This is a genomic window from Streptomyces sp. WMMB303, assembly GCF_029351045.1.
GTDB lineage: Bacteria > Actinomycetota > Actinomycetes > Streptomycetales > Streptomycetaceae > Streptomyces.
The window spans coordinates 3,382,708-3,395,894 of record NZ_JARKIN010000001.1 but is presented as its reverse complement, the minus strand read 5'-3'; the positions used below and the strand labels follow the sequence as shown (position 1 = coordinate 3,395,894).

Here is a 13,187-nt window from a genome sequence, read left to right as displayed (position 1 = left end):
GGCGGTGACCCACACCGACCCCGCCGTCCCCGCGCCCGAACCCGGCCCTGCTCACGGACACCGCCCTGCCCCTGTCCATGCGCCCGCCCAGGGCCAGGGGCCCGACCACAGGCACGGGCACGGGCACAACCACGGGCACAGTCACAGCCACGGGCCCGCCGAACCCGTCTCCCGCCATCTGCGGAAGGTCATCGCGGCGGTGCTGGTGCCGTTCGCGGCGGCCGTGCTGGCCGGTCTGGTGGTGCTGTGGCCAGGGGGTGTTCCGGGGCACCAGCACGACCACTCCGGAGTCGGCTTCGACCGGCCCACCTTCACCGCCAAGGTCGTCGAACTGGCCGAGGTGGACTGCGGCAAGGCCAACGTCCGGCAACCGCCCGGCTCCTCGGGCGGAGGTTCCGCCGAGCGGAGCGGTGGGCAACAGGGCGGCGAGGGCGGAGCCCAAGGGACGTGCCGGAAGGCCGGCATCGAGGTCACCGAGGGCAAGGACACGGGGCACACCTTCACCGAGGTCGTACCGCCCGACGCCACCCGCAGCTACTCCGTCGGGCAGGACGTCGTCGTCGCCTACGCCGCGAAGGCGCCGCGCGATCTCCAGTACAGCGTCGTCGACACCGACCGGGATCTGCCGATGGTGCTGCTGGCCGGCCTCTTCGCGCTCGTGGTGGTGCTCGTGGGGCGGCTGCGCGGAGTGCTGGCGCTGGTGGGGCTGGTCATCAGCTTCGCCGTGCTGACCCTGTTCATCCTGCCCGCGATACTGCAGGGCTCCAATCCGCTGGTGGTCGCGGTGGTCGGCGGGAGCGCCATCATGCTGACCACGCTGTATCTGTGCCACGGCCTGTCCGCCCGCACCTCGGTCGCGGTGCTCGGCACACTGGTGTCGCTCCTGCTGATCGGGCTGCTGGGCTCGTTGTTCATCGGCTGGGCCGGACTGACCGGCAACACCGACGACCAGACCGGCCTGGTGCACGGGCTCTACCCCGGTATCGAGATCCGCGGGCTGCTGCTCGCGGGGGTGCTGATCGGCTCGCTCGGCGTGCTCGACGACGTGACGGTCACCCAGACCTCGGCCGTCTGGGAACTCAAGGACGCCGATCCCGGGGCCGGTCGGCGCCGGATCTACCGGGCCGCCATGCGGATCGGCCGCGATCACATCGCGTCCGTCGTCAACACCCTGGTGCTGGCCTACGCGGGAGCGGCGCTGCCGCTGCTGCTGCTCTTCTCGATCGCGCGCAGCGACGTGACGATGGTCGCCACGAGCGAGGTGGTCGCCGAAGAGATCATCCGCACACTGGTCGGCTCCATCGGCCTCGTCGCGTCGGTGCCGGTCACGACGCTGCTGGCCGCGCTCGTCGTCTCGGCGGACCGCGGGCGGCCCGAGGCGGCGGAAGCGGTCGGCGGCCGTGCCGCCGGGGGCACGCCCCCGGGCGTGCCCGCACCGGCGCCCGGGGAACCGGTCTCCGGCGCCCCCGCGTCCGGCGGCCGCCCCGCGCCGGGCCGCGGCGCCGGGGTCACCGGCGGCCGGGGGAGGCGGCGGAAGCCGAAGTGAGCCGGGGCGGGGGACGGCTCCCGGCCCGCCGGAGCGGCGTACAGCCGTTCGGTCTCCTGGCCCCCCGGCCGCTCCGCCGCGGGGTGCGCCCGGTGCGGGCGGGGGTTCACCAGCCGCTGCCCGAGGAGCCGCCGCCCTTGAAGCGGCGGACGAGGTAGACGACACCGCCGACCAGGGCGACGAAGATCAGCACCTTGAACAGCAGGCCGATCAGGAAACCGACCAGGCTGGCGATCAGGCCGCCGAAGACGACCAGCGCGATCACCGGTATGACGATCCACGTGACCCACCACGGCAGGCCGGCAAGGGTGCCTTTCGCGTCCATGACTGTCTGCTCCGTCTCTGAGAGTTGGCGAGGGCTCTTCGCACCCTCTGCCCCCGATGCTAGAGCGGGCGGTGGGCCGATGGGCCGCTGCGGGCCCCTGTCCTCCCCTGAGTCCGACCCTGAGGTGACCCTGAAGAACCTGTTCGACCCCGCAGAACCTGCTCGACCCCGCAGAGCCCGCTCGGCCCGCTCGCGGGTCCGGTCAGCTCTCGGGAGGCGAGAAGACCACCAGGACCCGCAGGTCCTCCGAGATGTGGTGGAACTTGTGCGTCACCCCGGCCGGTACATAGACCACGCTGCCCCGCGCCACCTGCGTCGTCTCCACCCCGACGGTGATCGAGCCGCGGCCGCTGACGACGAAGTACACCTCGTCCTGGGCGTGCGGCTGCTGCCGGTCGACGGCGCCCGCGTCCAGCGCGTACAGGCCGGCCGACATGTTGCGCTCGTGCAGGAAGCGGAGGTAGGCGCCGTCGTTCACGGCACGTTCCGCCTCCAGCTCCTCCAGCCGGAATGCCTTCACCGCTGTCCCCTCTCCCTGGCCTGGCGGCTGTTCTGCGACGATCTGAGTATGAACTTCCTCATCAAGACGCTGGCCAACGCGGCGGCTCTGGCCGTCGCGACCTGGCTGCTCAGCGATATCGAGCTGACCGGTGGTTCCTCAGGTGAGAAGGCGCTGACGCTGCTCGTCGTCGCCCTGATCTTCGGCGTCGTCAACGTCGTGGTCAAGCCGATCGTGAAGCTGTTCTCGCTGCCGCTGCTGGTGCTCACGCTCGGGCTGTTCACGCTGGTGATCAACGCGCTGATGCTGATGCTGACCTCCTGGGTCGCGGACAAGCTCGACGTGAGTTTCCATGTGGACGGGTTCGGCACCGCGTTCCTCGGCGGTCTGATCATCTCGGTCGTCTCCTGGGCGCTGAACATGGCCCTGGACCGGGACTGACGGGATGTACCGCGTCTGCTTCGTCTGCACCGGCAACATCTGCCGCTCTCCCATGGCCGAGGCCGTCTTCCGCGCCCAGCTGCGGGAGGCGGGGCTGGACGGTCTGGTCGAGACCGGCAGCGCGGGCACCGGGAGCTGGCACCTCGGTGACGCCGCCGATCCGCGGACGAGCGATGTGCTGGAGGCCGCCGGGTATCCCCTCAGCCACACGGCGCGGCTGTTCGAACCGGACTGGTTCGACCGGCACGACCTCGTCGTCGCCCTCGACGAGGGGCACGCCGCCCAGCTGCGGGCGATGGCCCGCACCACGGCCGAGGCCGCCACGGTGCGGCTGCTGCGCTCCTACGACCCGGGCAGCGGTCCGGACGAGCTGAGCGTGCCGGACCCCTATTACGGAGGCGCACGCGGCTTCGCCCGGTGCCTGGAGATGGTGGAGGCCGCTGTCCCCGGGCTGCTGTCGGAGGTCGCGGCCGCCGTCGGGGCCCGGGAGGCGCCTTGACGGCCGCCGGCGGCGGGGCCGCCCCGCCGCCTCCGCGCCCGGTGGCCCGTACGGCCGAACTGCTGGGCCGCCGGGCCGACCGGGCCGTCCCGGTCGGCGGCGGCTCCATCTGCGACGCCTACCAGGTGGTGCTCGCCCCGGGCGAGGAGCGCCAGGCCCCGGGCGACGCGGGGCACGCGAACGCGCCCACCGGGTCCGCCGCCCTCGCCGAGACCGCCACCGCCGTCTTCGCCAAGGCGCTGGACGCCGCCCCCGCCGACTTCTTCGCAGCCGAGGCCGCCGGGCTGGCCCGGCTGCGCGGCACCGGGACCGTCCCGGTGCCGGAGGTGTACGCCGCCGAGCGGGACGTGCTCGTCCTGCAGTGGATCGAGCCGGGGGCGCCCGACCGGGCGGCGGCCGAACAGCTGGGCCGTGCGCTCGCGGCACTGCACGGGACGGCCGCGCCGTCCTGGGGCACTCCAGGGGAACCCTGCTATCTCGGGCCGCTGCCGCTGACCTCGCCGCCCCGGCCCACCGCCGATCCGGCCGCCTGGCCCGCGTTCCACGCCGAGCATCGGCTGCTGCCGCTGCTGCGCGCTGCCGTGGACAGCGCCCGCATCGGTCCGCGGGAAGCGCGGGACGTCGAGCGGCTGTGCGACCGGCTCGACGACGAGGCCGTGGCGGGCCCTCCGCAGCCGGCCGCCGTCATCCACGGCGACCTGTGGTCCGGCAACGTGCACTGGACGGCGGACGGCCGGGCCGTGCTGATCGACCCGGCGGCCCAGGGCGGTCATCCGGAGACGGACCTGGCGATGCTCGAACTGTTCGGCTGCCCCGAATTGCCCGTGCTGCTCGCCGCGTACGAGGAGGTCCGTCCGCTGCCCGGCCGCCGGGCCCGGGTCCCACTGCACCAACTCCAGCACCTCCTGGTCCACGCCGTGCTCTTCGGCGGCGGATACGGTGCTCGGAGCGGCGCGGCGGCCCGCGCGGCACTCGGCTGACCGGCCCGGTGCGGGCGCCGTCCGCCGCCCGCACCGGGCGGGAACCGACCGCGGCCCGCCGCGTCGCGCGACAGGGAGGCAGCCATGACCGCTCCGGAGGATCCGCCCTTCACCGGCCCGCATCTGGACTACGGCCCGGCGAACGACGCCGACGGCACCCGGGTGGTCCGCGCCGGGCTGCCCGCCGAGGAGCCCTACGAGCCGCCCCTGCCGGGGCCGGTCTTCGCCGCCCACTACCACCTGCCCGGCGAGGTGGAGGGCGCACCGTACGCCTACGGCCGGGACGCCAACCCCACATGGACCCACCTGGAGCAGGCGCTCGCCGAACTGGAGGCACCCGGCGACCCGGACACCGAGGTGGTGGTCTTCTCCTCCGGTATGGGCGCGATCTCCGCGGTGCTGCTCTCGCAGGCCCGTCCGGGCCGAACGGTGGTGCTGCCCTCGGACGGCTACAACCTGCTGTCCGCGCTCCACGAGCGGCTGGAGAGCTTCGGCGTCCGGGTGCGTACCGCTCCCACCGGCGGCGACGGGCAGCTCGCCGAACTGGAGGGGGCCGACCTGCTGTGGCTGGAGACACCTTCCAACCCGGGGCTGGACGTGTGCGACATCCGCAAGCTGGCCGCGGCCGCACACGAGAGCGGCGCGCTGGTGGCCGTGGACAACACTCTCGCCACTCCCCTCGGCCAGCGCCCCCTCCTGCTGGGGGCCGACATCTCGGTGGCCAGCGGCACCAAGGCGCTCACCGGGCACGGCGACGTCCTCCTGGGCTATGTGGCCACCCGCAACCCGGACATCGCGGCGGCGGTACGCGGCTGGCGCAAGACGGTCGGCGCGATCCCGGGCCCGATGGAGGCGTGGCTCGCGCACCGGTCGCTGGCGACCCTCGACGTCCGCACCCAGCGCCAGGCCGGCAACGCGCTGGCCGTCGCCGAGGCGCTGGCCGTCCGGCCCGAGGTGCGGAACGTGCGCCACCCGGGGCTGCCGCAGGACCCGGCGCACCCGCTGGCCGCCCGGCAGATGAGCCGCTACGGCTGCGTCGTCTCCTGCACGCTGTCCGACCAGGCGTTCGCCAACCGCTTCCTGGGCCGGCTGCGCCTGGTGAACGACGCCACGAGCTTCGGCGGGGTCCGTTCCACGGCCGAGCGCCGGGGCCGCTGGGGCGGCGACGCGGTCTCGGACGGCTTCGTCCGCCTGTCGGTCGGCGTGGAGGACAGCGTCGACCTGGTGACGGACATCAGGCGGGCCCTGGACCAGGCCGGCTGAGCCGCCTGCCGGCCACCCCGCGGCGGCCTCGGATCGCTCCTGGGCCGGGGTGCCTCGACGCATCGTGGGAGCGGCGGCTCCCGGCCGGCCGTGGTCAGCCCCGGCTCTCCGGGCCGCCGTACTCGGGGCTGGAGTAGTCCGGGCTGGTGAAGCGCGGCCGGGAGTGCTTCTCGTCCGTCTCCGAGGAAGGACGGCTGGAGAACCCGGGGTGTGAGTAGCCGAGCGGACTGCCGGGCGGCTGCGGTACGTAGACCGCCGGCGCCTGCCGCGGACCGTCCGGATCGGCCAGCGCCTCCCGCAGAAACGGCACGATACCCCGCTCCAGCAGTGCCTCCCGCCAGGCGGAGCGGGCCAGCGCCACCTCCTCGGTCAGCCGGCTGCCGCCCGGATCGGGGCCGGTTCCGCCGCCGCCCGCCCGGATCGAACTGGCACCGTTGCGCCGCGCCGTGAGCAGCAGACCGGCCATGGCCACCAGGATCCCGGCGGCGGCGAAGGCCGCGAACACCCAACCGGCGCTGCGGATCGGACCGGCGACCGCGGGCACCGGGGAGAGCAGCCGCAGCGCGTAGCCGAGCAGCAGGAAGATGACGGCGGCGGTGGCCGCCAGCACGGGGGCGAGTACCGAGACGACCGCCACCAGCCCGGCGCCGGACGCCTCGGCGAGGTTCTCGCCGCCCATCGCGCCCACCAGCCGCTCCCCGACGCTGCCGCCGCCCTGACCGGGGCCGCGCAGCTCGGCAGCGGCGCCGTCTGAGCCGCCCTGCGCGGGGCCGTCCGCGACGGGGGCGCCCGAGGCGGACGGGGCGTTCTCCGGGCGGCGCAGCTCCTCGCGGAGCCCGACGAACTGCTGGTACTCCGCCTCGGCGCAGGCGGCTATCGCGGTGGCGGCGCTGAGCGCCATCGTGCGCAACTGCTCGGCGTTCAGCCGTTGGCCGATCGCCGCCAGGTCGGGGCGTCGGTGAGCGGTTCGCAGTGCCTCGTCGAGGACCCGCTCGAATTCGGGTCGGTCCTCGCGCAGCAGGTGCGGAGCGCTGTTCATGTGCATCCCCCGATGCTCCGTAGGGCCCAGGCGGCCGGTCGAGGGCGGGGCAGGTCAGCAGGCGGACAACTCGGGACGGCAAGCCCTGATGGTAGAGCTGTTCCCGCGTCACGTGACAGACACTTTCCAGAATTGACCCGCTACAGCGACGCCCCCCAGCCGATCACTTCTGGGAAAAACCTGCCCGGATATCCGCGCGTGAATCAGCAGGGGTGTGGAACCGCGCTCCGCGCGCCCGTCGGCCCGGCCCCGCGCCCCCCGGCCGGGGGACCGGATCTCGACGGGACCGGTTCACCGCACCAGCGGGAGCTGGGCGATGAGCAGCTTGCCGGCCATGGTGACGCCGCCGTCCATGGCGACGGCCAGCCCGTCGGCGTACACGTGCGGTCCGGTCACGTCCGGCGCGCTCTCGCCGTCCTCGCTGTCGACCTCGCCCAGCAGATACGGGATCGGGCTGTGTCCGTGCACGATCCGGGTGCCGCCGAAGGTGTCCAGCAGCTCCCGCACGGCCGCCGGCCCGGAGGTCTCCTCGCGGAAGGCGAAGCGCTTGGTGAACTTGCGGAACAGCTCCCAGGTCTCCTCGGCGTCGTTGCGCTGGAGGGCCTCGGTGATCGAGTCGTTGACGGCCTCGATGGTGTCGCCGTAGTCGAGGTAGCAGCTCGCGTCGGAGTGCACCAGCAGATGGCTGTCGGCCAGCGCGATGGCGTCCAGCCGCGACATCCACTGCAGATGGTGGTCGGCGAGCCGTTCCATGTCGCTGCGCTGGCCGCCGTTGAGTAGCCACGCCGCCTGGAACGAGGCCGTGCCGGCGCCGGAGTTGACCGGCGTGTCCCCGAACCGCTTCGCACCGAGCAGCAGCAGCTCGTGGTTGCCCATCAGCGCCTTGCAGTAGCCGCCGACGGCCGCGGCCTCCGCGGAGAGCTGCATGACCAGTTCGATGACGCCGATGCCGTCCGGGCCGCGGTCGGTGAAGTCACCCAGGAACCACAGCCGGGCGTTGCCCGCGATCCAGTGGCCGTCCGCGTCGATGATGCCGAACTGGCGCAGTGCGGTGCGCAGTTCGTCGAGATAGCCGTGCACGTCCCCGACGACGTAGAGCGGTCCGTCCCCGTCGTTGACCGCGCCGGCCGGAACGGGCACGTCCACCATCGTCGGCTCCGGGCCTCCGGCCGCCGCGACGGCGGTCCTCAGAACGGGCAGATCCCGCTCGGTCGGTGTGTACTCCTCGGGCATCCCGTCCCCGCCGCCGCTCGTGCTGCCGGTGGCCGTGGCACCGGTTCCGGCAGCCGTCCCGGCGTCCGCCGCCTGGGCGCCTGCGGCGGCGCGTGGCGCTGCCGGGGCCATCGGTGCGCGGGGATCCGGGCGCGCTGCGGGCGCGGCCCCGGCCGACCGCGGATCGGGCGGCCCCCCGGGCCCGTCGGGCCGGGGAACAGCGGACAGCGCCTGGGCGGTCCCCTCGCCGTGTGTTGTCTCCCCGCCGTGCCATACGTCGGGTCCCTGACCGGCCCCCTGAGTCATCGACCCCTCCACCATCGCGCCGCCGCCGTGCACCGCAGGACCTCCCCCTTCCGTGGGCCCCATCTGCTGGTCTGTCGGCCGGGGTTTCGCCCCAGGCCGGGAGCCGGTCCCGGTGTCGTACTCCCCCGGCTTCGGCCGGGTGCACCCAATCATAGGAACGCTGGTCGCGGCTTGTGACGCACCTGGGGACGCGCATTTGACGAGGTGCCCGGGCCGAGGGGGAATTCCTCCGGAATTCTCCGCTGTCGTACCCTACGGAATCCGCCACCGGATACCCTCGGAGACCCGCCCGGCAGCGCCCGCGCGGCCCGGCCCGGCCGCGGAACGCCGCGCACCCGGCCGTCCGGGGGTCCGTGCCCCGGCCGTTCGGGTTCCGCGGCGAAGTCCGAACGGCCGGGCCGTGCTCAGTCGGACGCGGGCGTGCGGGGGGCGCTGACCGTCGTGCGGGCGCTGCCGCGCCGGGAGGACGCGCGGACGATCAGCTCGGTCGGCATCACCCGCTGGACGGGGCGCGCCGGAGCAAGGCCCTCGATGGCGTCGATCAGCAGCTGGACGACGGTGTTGCCGATCCGTCGGGGCTTCAGGGACAGCGTGGTGACCGAGGGCGCCGTGGTGGCGTAGGCGGGGGACTCGCTGCAGCACACCAGCAGCAGGTCCTCGGGTACCCGCAGTCCGTAGCGGCGGGCAGCGGCCAGCAGGTCGGTGCCGTTCGGGTCGAAGAGCCCGTACACCGCGTCGGGGCGGTCCGGTCTGGCGAGCAGCCGGTCGGCGGCGACCGCTCCGGCGCACGGATCGTGCGCGGGATAGCGTTCGTAGACCGGGTCCTGGCCGACCCGCTCGCACCAGTCCAGGTACGCGGTGGTCGACAGTCGGGTGTAGGTGTCGGTGCTGGTGCCGGTCAGCAGCCCGATGCGGCGGGCGCCGGATTCGGCGAGGTGGTCGAGGATGTCCCGGACGGCCGCTTCGTGGTCGTTGTCCACCCAGGTGGTCACCGGGAGCGAGTCGCTGGGCCGGCCGTCGGAGACGACGGGCAGTCCGGAGCGGAGCAGCTCGCTGACGATCGGATCCTGCGCCGAGGGGTCCACGACGACGGTCCCGTCCAGCGCGACGTTGGACCAGACGTCCGGGGCGCCGGCTTCCGCGGGCCCGCGCCGGGCCGGTGCGGGCAGGATCACCAGCGCGTAGCCGCGGGCCAGCGCGGCCGAGGTGGCGGCTCGGGCCATTTCGGCGAAGTAGGCGAACTCCGTGAAGGTGAACGGTTCTTCGCCGTACGTCGTCACCGTCAGGCCGATCAGCCCCGATTTGCCCGTGCGCAGCGTGCGTGCGGCGGCCGACGGGCGGTAGCCCAGCCGCTCTGCGACCTCGCGGACGTGGCTGCGCGTCGCGTCCGGGAGGCGGCCCTTGCCGTTGAGGGCGTCGGAGACAGTTGTGATGGAGACACCGGCTGCGGCGGCGACATCTCTGATGCCCGCCCGTCCTTTCGACCGGGCCCCGCCGCGTGGGGGAGGGCACCTCCCGGCCCCGGGCAGGGGCCCTGAGGCCGATGTCCGGCCCGCCTGATGCTTCTCTGCTGCTGTCATGGCGAGCCGATGTTAGGCCCGGGGAAGGCGGGTGGCAGGGCGGCCGGCGAGCGGTGCCGAGGCGGGGCGCTGTTGCCCGTCTCTTCTCCGGCGAGCGGGGGAAACCCCAGCTCGGAACGGGCGGCTCCGGGGCGTGTCCGGCCGCAGGAAGCGCGCTGTCCCACGGCGTCGGCGGGGATGAGAGCCACTCCCAACTCACCTTCACGAGTGACGCGCGCTACCGCGCTCGCCACCAGCGCGCGTGATTTCCGGCGCACGCAGGCGTGAATGAGAGAGTGCGACAAATTCGAGCGCCCCCTTCCGAGCCTCGGGGCGCACACCTACCCACGGCGCCCCGCCTCGCAGGGCCGAACGGCACAGTCGTCCTGCGCAGCGCTGCGGCTCCCGGGCCCCGCAGCGGAGTCCGAGTGATTCCCTCGCGGGCTCACTCGCGATCCCCTACCGATCGGGTGCGACCACGCGAGACCACAGAGGACCAGCTCAAGACCGCTCCGGAAGCTTTTCGCGACCGGACGGGACACGGCCGGGGTCACCCGGGGAGCTACGCCGTGCGGGTGAATCCTCTTAAGGTGAGGAGTATTGGCGCAGCGCGCCGGCGGAGCCGACGGTGACGACGGAGGAGGAGCAGCGGTGAGTGACATGAGCGAGCGGAGCCCGGGTGGCCCCCGGCTGCGGGAGGCGCTGGAGGGCATCCCCAGCTACAAGCCGGGGCGTCCGGCCGCCGCCGGCGGTCCCGTCTCCTACAAGCTGTCGTCGAACGAGAACCCCTACCCGCCGCTGCCCGGGGTGCTGGAGTCGGTCTCCGCGGCGGCCGCCTCCGTCAACCGCTACCCCGACATGGCCTGCACGGAGCTGTACGCGGAGCTGGCCGAGCGGTTCGGGGTGCCCGCCGCACACCTGGCCACCGGGACGGGTTCGGTCGGCGTGGCCCAGCAGCTCCTCCAGACGACCGCCGGACCCGGCGACGAGGTGATCTACGCCTGGCGCTCCTTCGAGGCGTACCCGATCATCACCCAGATCTCCGGCGCGACGTCGGTCCGGGTGCCGCTGACCGGGGGCGCGGAGCAGGAGGCGCACGACCTGGACGCGATGGCGGACGCGATCACGGAACGCACCCGCCTGATCTTCGTCTGCAACCCGAACAACCCCACGGGCGCCGCCATCCCCCGTGCCGATCTGGAGCGCTTCCTGGACCGGGTGCCCGGCGACGTGCTGGTGGTGCTGGACGAGGCGTACCGCGAGTTCGTCCGCGACGAGCGGGTGGTCGACGGGCTGGAGCTCTACCGCGACCGGCCGAACGTGTGCGTGCTGCGCACCTTCTCCAAGGCGTACGGCCTGGCCGGGCTGCGGGTGGGCTTCGCGGTGGCCCACGAGCCGGTGGCCGCCGCGCTGCGCAAGACCGCCGTGCCGTTCGGGGTGAGCCAGCTCGCACAGGAGGCGGCGATCGCCTCGTTGCGCAGCGAGGACGCACTGCTGGAGCGGGTCGAGGCGCTTGTGAAGGAACGCACACGTGTGCTGGCCGAGCTGCGTGCGCAGGGCTGGGCGGTGCCGGAATCGCAGGCGAACTTCGTCTGGCTGCGGCTGGGGGAGCAGGCCGCCGGCTTCGCGGAGCGCGCCGAGGAGGCCGGGATCACCGTGCGCCCGTTCCCGGGTGAAGGGGTGCGGGTCTCCCTCGGCGAGGTCGCGGCCAACGACATCTTCCTGCAGGTCGCGGCGGCTTTCCGAAAAGAGGCGTAGGACGGTTTCGGCCGTCGCTCCGCCGCGTGGAGCGACGGCCGGGTCGCGGGTGGCCGGGCGGGTTCCCGAGGACCGGGGGCCCGCCCGGTCTCGTTCTGGGCATACCTTCACGGCGAGTAGGGGGCCCGGTGACATGTCCGGAATGGGGTCGTCGTACGCTGGCCTTGTGAATGTGAACGCATTCACGAATGCGCTCAGGCGCGTGCCTGAAGGAGAGAGCAACGTGGACCTTGCGTTGGCGCCGGAGACACTGGCGCGCTGGCAGTTCGGCATCACGACCGTCTACCACTTCCTCTTCGTGCCCCTGACCATCTCGCTGGCCACCTTCACGGCGGTGCTCCAGACCGCGTGGGTGCGCACGAACAAGGAGAAGTACCTCAAGGCGACCCGCTTCTGGGGCAAGCTCTTCCTGATCAACATCGCCATGGGCGTGGTCACCGGCATCGTCCAGGAGTTCCAGTTCGGGATGAACTGGTCCGCCTACTCCCGCTTCGTCGGCGACATCTTCGGCGCACCGCTGGCCTTCGAGGCGCTGATCGCGTTCTTCATGGAGTCCACCTTCATCGGGCTGTGGATCTTCGGCCGCGACAAGCTCCCGAAGAAGCTGCACCTGGCGACGATCTGGCTGGTCGCCTTCGGCACCGTCGCCTCCGCCTACTTCATCCTGGCCGCGAACTCGTGGATGCAGCACCCGGTCGGCTACCGGATCAACGAGCAGAACGGCCGCGCGGAGATGACCGACTTCTTCGGCATCCTCTTCCAGAACACCGCGCTCGCGCAGTTCTTCCACACCATGACCGCGGCCTTCCTCACCGGCGCCGCCTTCATGGTCGGTATCGCCGCCTACCACCTGCTGCGCAAGCGGCACATCGCCGTGATGCGCAGCTCGCTGCGGCTCGGACTGGTCACCCTGGTGGCCGCCGGACTGCTGACCGCCGTCAGCGGCGACCGGCTCGGCAAGATCATGTACGAGCAGCAGCCGATGAAGATGGCCTCCGCCGAGGCGCTGTGGGAGACCCAGGCACCGGCGCCCTTCTCCGTCTTCTCCTACGGCGACGTCGACAAGGGGCACAACAAGGTCGCCATCGAGATCCCCGGCGTCCTCTCCTTCCTCGCGCACGACAACTTCTACGAGGCCGTCCCCGGGATCAACGACACCAACGCGCAGCTCAGGGAGAAATTCAAGGACAGCACCGGGCTGGACGACTACCGGCCCAACATCCCCGTCGCCTACTGGTCCTTCCGCTGGATGATCGGCTTCGGGATGTCCTCGCTCGCCCTCGGCGCCGCCGGCCTCTACCTCACCCGGCGCCGGTTCTGGCTGGCCGAGCGGCTGCGCACCGGCGAGGACCAGGTGCCGCGGCTCGCCCTGACCAAGGAACGCGAACTGGGCACCCGGCTCGGCACCTGGTACTGGCGGCTGTCCGTCCTCACCCTCGGCTTCCCGCTGATCGCCAACGCCTGGGGCTGGATCTTCACCGAGACCGGCCGCCAGCCCTGGGTCGTCTACGGCGTGCTGCCCACCTCCGCCGCCGTCTCCCCCAGCGTCTCCCAGGGCGAGGTGCTCATCTCGCTGATCTCCTTCACCGCGCTGTACGCGCTGCTGGCCGTCATCGAGGTCCGGCTGCTGGTCACGTACGTCAAGGCCGGGCCACCCGAGCTGACCGAGGCCGACCTCAACCCGCCCACCCGGATCGGCGGCGGCAGCGGCGGCGCCGACGCCGACTCCGAAGACCGGCCCATGGCCTTCTCGTACTGAC

At 72.8% G+C, this 13,187-nt stretch carries 12 protein-coding genes; 7 read left to right on the top strand and 5 right to left on the bottom strand.

Annotation, left to right across the window (positions count from 1 at the left end; genetic code table 11):
• Positions 1-4: 4 nt before the first annotated feature.
• Complete coding sequence (locus P2424_RS15125; protein ID WP_276476261.1) at positions 5-1,546, top strand: YibE/F family protein; 1,542 nt, start codon at positions 5-7, stop codon at positions 1,544-1,546.
• A gap of 106 nt (positions 1,547-1,652) precedes the next feature.
• Here the strand turns inward: P2424_RS15125 and P2424_RS15120 are convergent, their stop codons facing one another.
• Both P2424_RS15120 and P2424_RS15115 read right to left on the bottom strand, forming a co-directional pair.
• Entirely contained in the window at positions 1,653-1,871 is a 219-nt protein-coding gene (locus tag P2424_RS15120) for a DUF5326 family protein (protein ID WP_276476260.1), read from the bottom strand.
• Between the two features lie 202 nt (positions 1,872-2,073).
• A complete protein-coding gene (locus tag P2424_RS15115; RefSeq protein ID WP_276476259.1) occupies positions 2,074-2,391 on the bottom strand; it encodes a cupin domain-containing protein in 318 nt (105 codons plus the stop codon).
• 48 nt (positions 2,392-2,439) lie between these two features.
• Between P2424_RS15115 and P2424_RS15110 the strand changes: the two genes are divergently transcribed.
• The 4 genes from P2424_RS15110 (at position 2,440) to P2424_RS15095 (ending at position 5,553) form a co-directional block, all read left to right on the top strand.
• The gene (locus P2424_RS15110) at positions 2,440-2,811 is read left to right on the top strand and encodes a phage holin family protein (protein WP_276476258.1); all 372 of its coding nucleotides are present in this window, start codon (positions 2,440-2,442) and stop codon (positions 2,809-2,811) included.
• Positions 2,812-2,815: 4 nt separating this feature from the next.
• Complete coding sequence (locus tag P2424_RS15105; RefSeq protein ID WP_276476257.1) at positions 2,816-3,310, top strand: low molecular weight protein-tyrosine-phosphatase; 495 nt, start codon at positions 2,816-2,818, stop codon at positions 3,308-3,310.
• Positions 3,307-4,290 (top strand): fructosamine kinase family protein, encoded by a 984-nt coding sequence (locus tag P2424_RS15100; RefSeq protein WP_346660090.1) that lies wholly within the window; start codon positions 3,307-3,309, stop codon positions 4,288-4,290. Before P2424_RS15105 ends, P2424_RS15100 begins: the two co-directional genes overlap by 4 nt.
• A gap of 84 nt (positions 4,291-4,374) precedes the next feature.
• The gene (locus P2424_RS15095; protein ID WP_276476256.1) at positions 4,375-5,553 is read left to right on the top strand and encodes a cystathionine gamma-lyase; all 1,179 of its coding nucleotides are present in this window, start codon (positions 4,375-4,377) and stop codon (positions 5,551-5,553) included.
• Between the two features lie 94 nt (positions 5,554-5,647).
• Here P2424_RS15095 and P2424_RS15090 read toward each other — a convergent pair whose 3' ends face one another.
• The 3 genes from P2424_RS15090 to P2424_RS15080 all read right to left on the bottom strand — a co-directional run bounded on the left by P2424_RS15090 (position 5,648) and on the right by P2424_RS15080 (position 9,690).
• Complete coding sequence (locus P2424_RS15090) at positions 5,648-6,598, bottom strand: hypothetical protein (protein ID WP_276476255.1); 951 nt, start codon at positions 6,596-6,598, stop codon at positions 5,648-5,650.
• A 285-nt stretch (positions 6,599-6,883) separates the two neighbouring features.
• Positions 6,884-8,125 carry a metallophosphoesterase family protein gene (locus P2424_RS15085; RefSeq protein ID WP_276478985.1) on the bottom strand — a complete coding sequence of 414 codons (1,242 nt, stop codon included), beginning with the start codon at positions 8,123-8,125 and terminating at the stop codon, positions 6,884-6,886.
• Positions 8,126-8,514: 389 nt separating this feature from the next.
• Positions 8,515-9,690 (bottom strand): LacI family DNA-binding transcriptional regulator, encoded by a 1,176-nt coding sequence (locus P2424_RS15080; protein WP_276476254.1) that lies wholly within the window; start codon positions 9,688-9,690, stop codon positions 8,515-8,517.
• 639 nt (positions 9,691-10,329) lie between these two features.
• Between P2424_RS15080 and hisC the strand changes: the two genes are divergently transcribed.
• Together hisC and P2424_RS15070 are read left to right on the top strand one after the other, a co-directional pair.
• Entirely contained in the window at positions 10,330-11,427 is a 1,098-nt protein-coding gene (gene hisC, locus P2424_RS15075; protein ID WP_276478984.1) for a histidinol-phosphate transaminase, read from the top strand.
• Between the two features lie 223 nt (positions 11,428-11,650).
• Positions 11,651-13,186, top strand: coding sequence for a cytochrome ubiquinol oxidase subunit I (locus tag P2424_RS15070; RefSeq protein ID WP_276476253.1), 1,536 nt, complete (start codon positions 11,651-11,653; stop codon positions 13,184-13,186).
• Position 13,187: the final 1 nt, after the last annotated feature.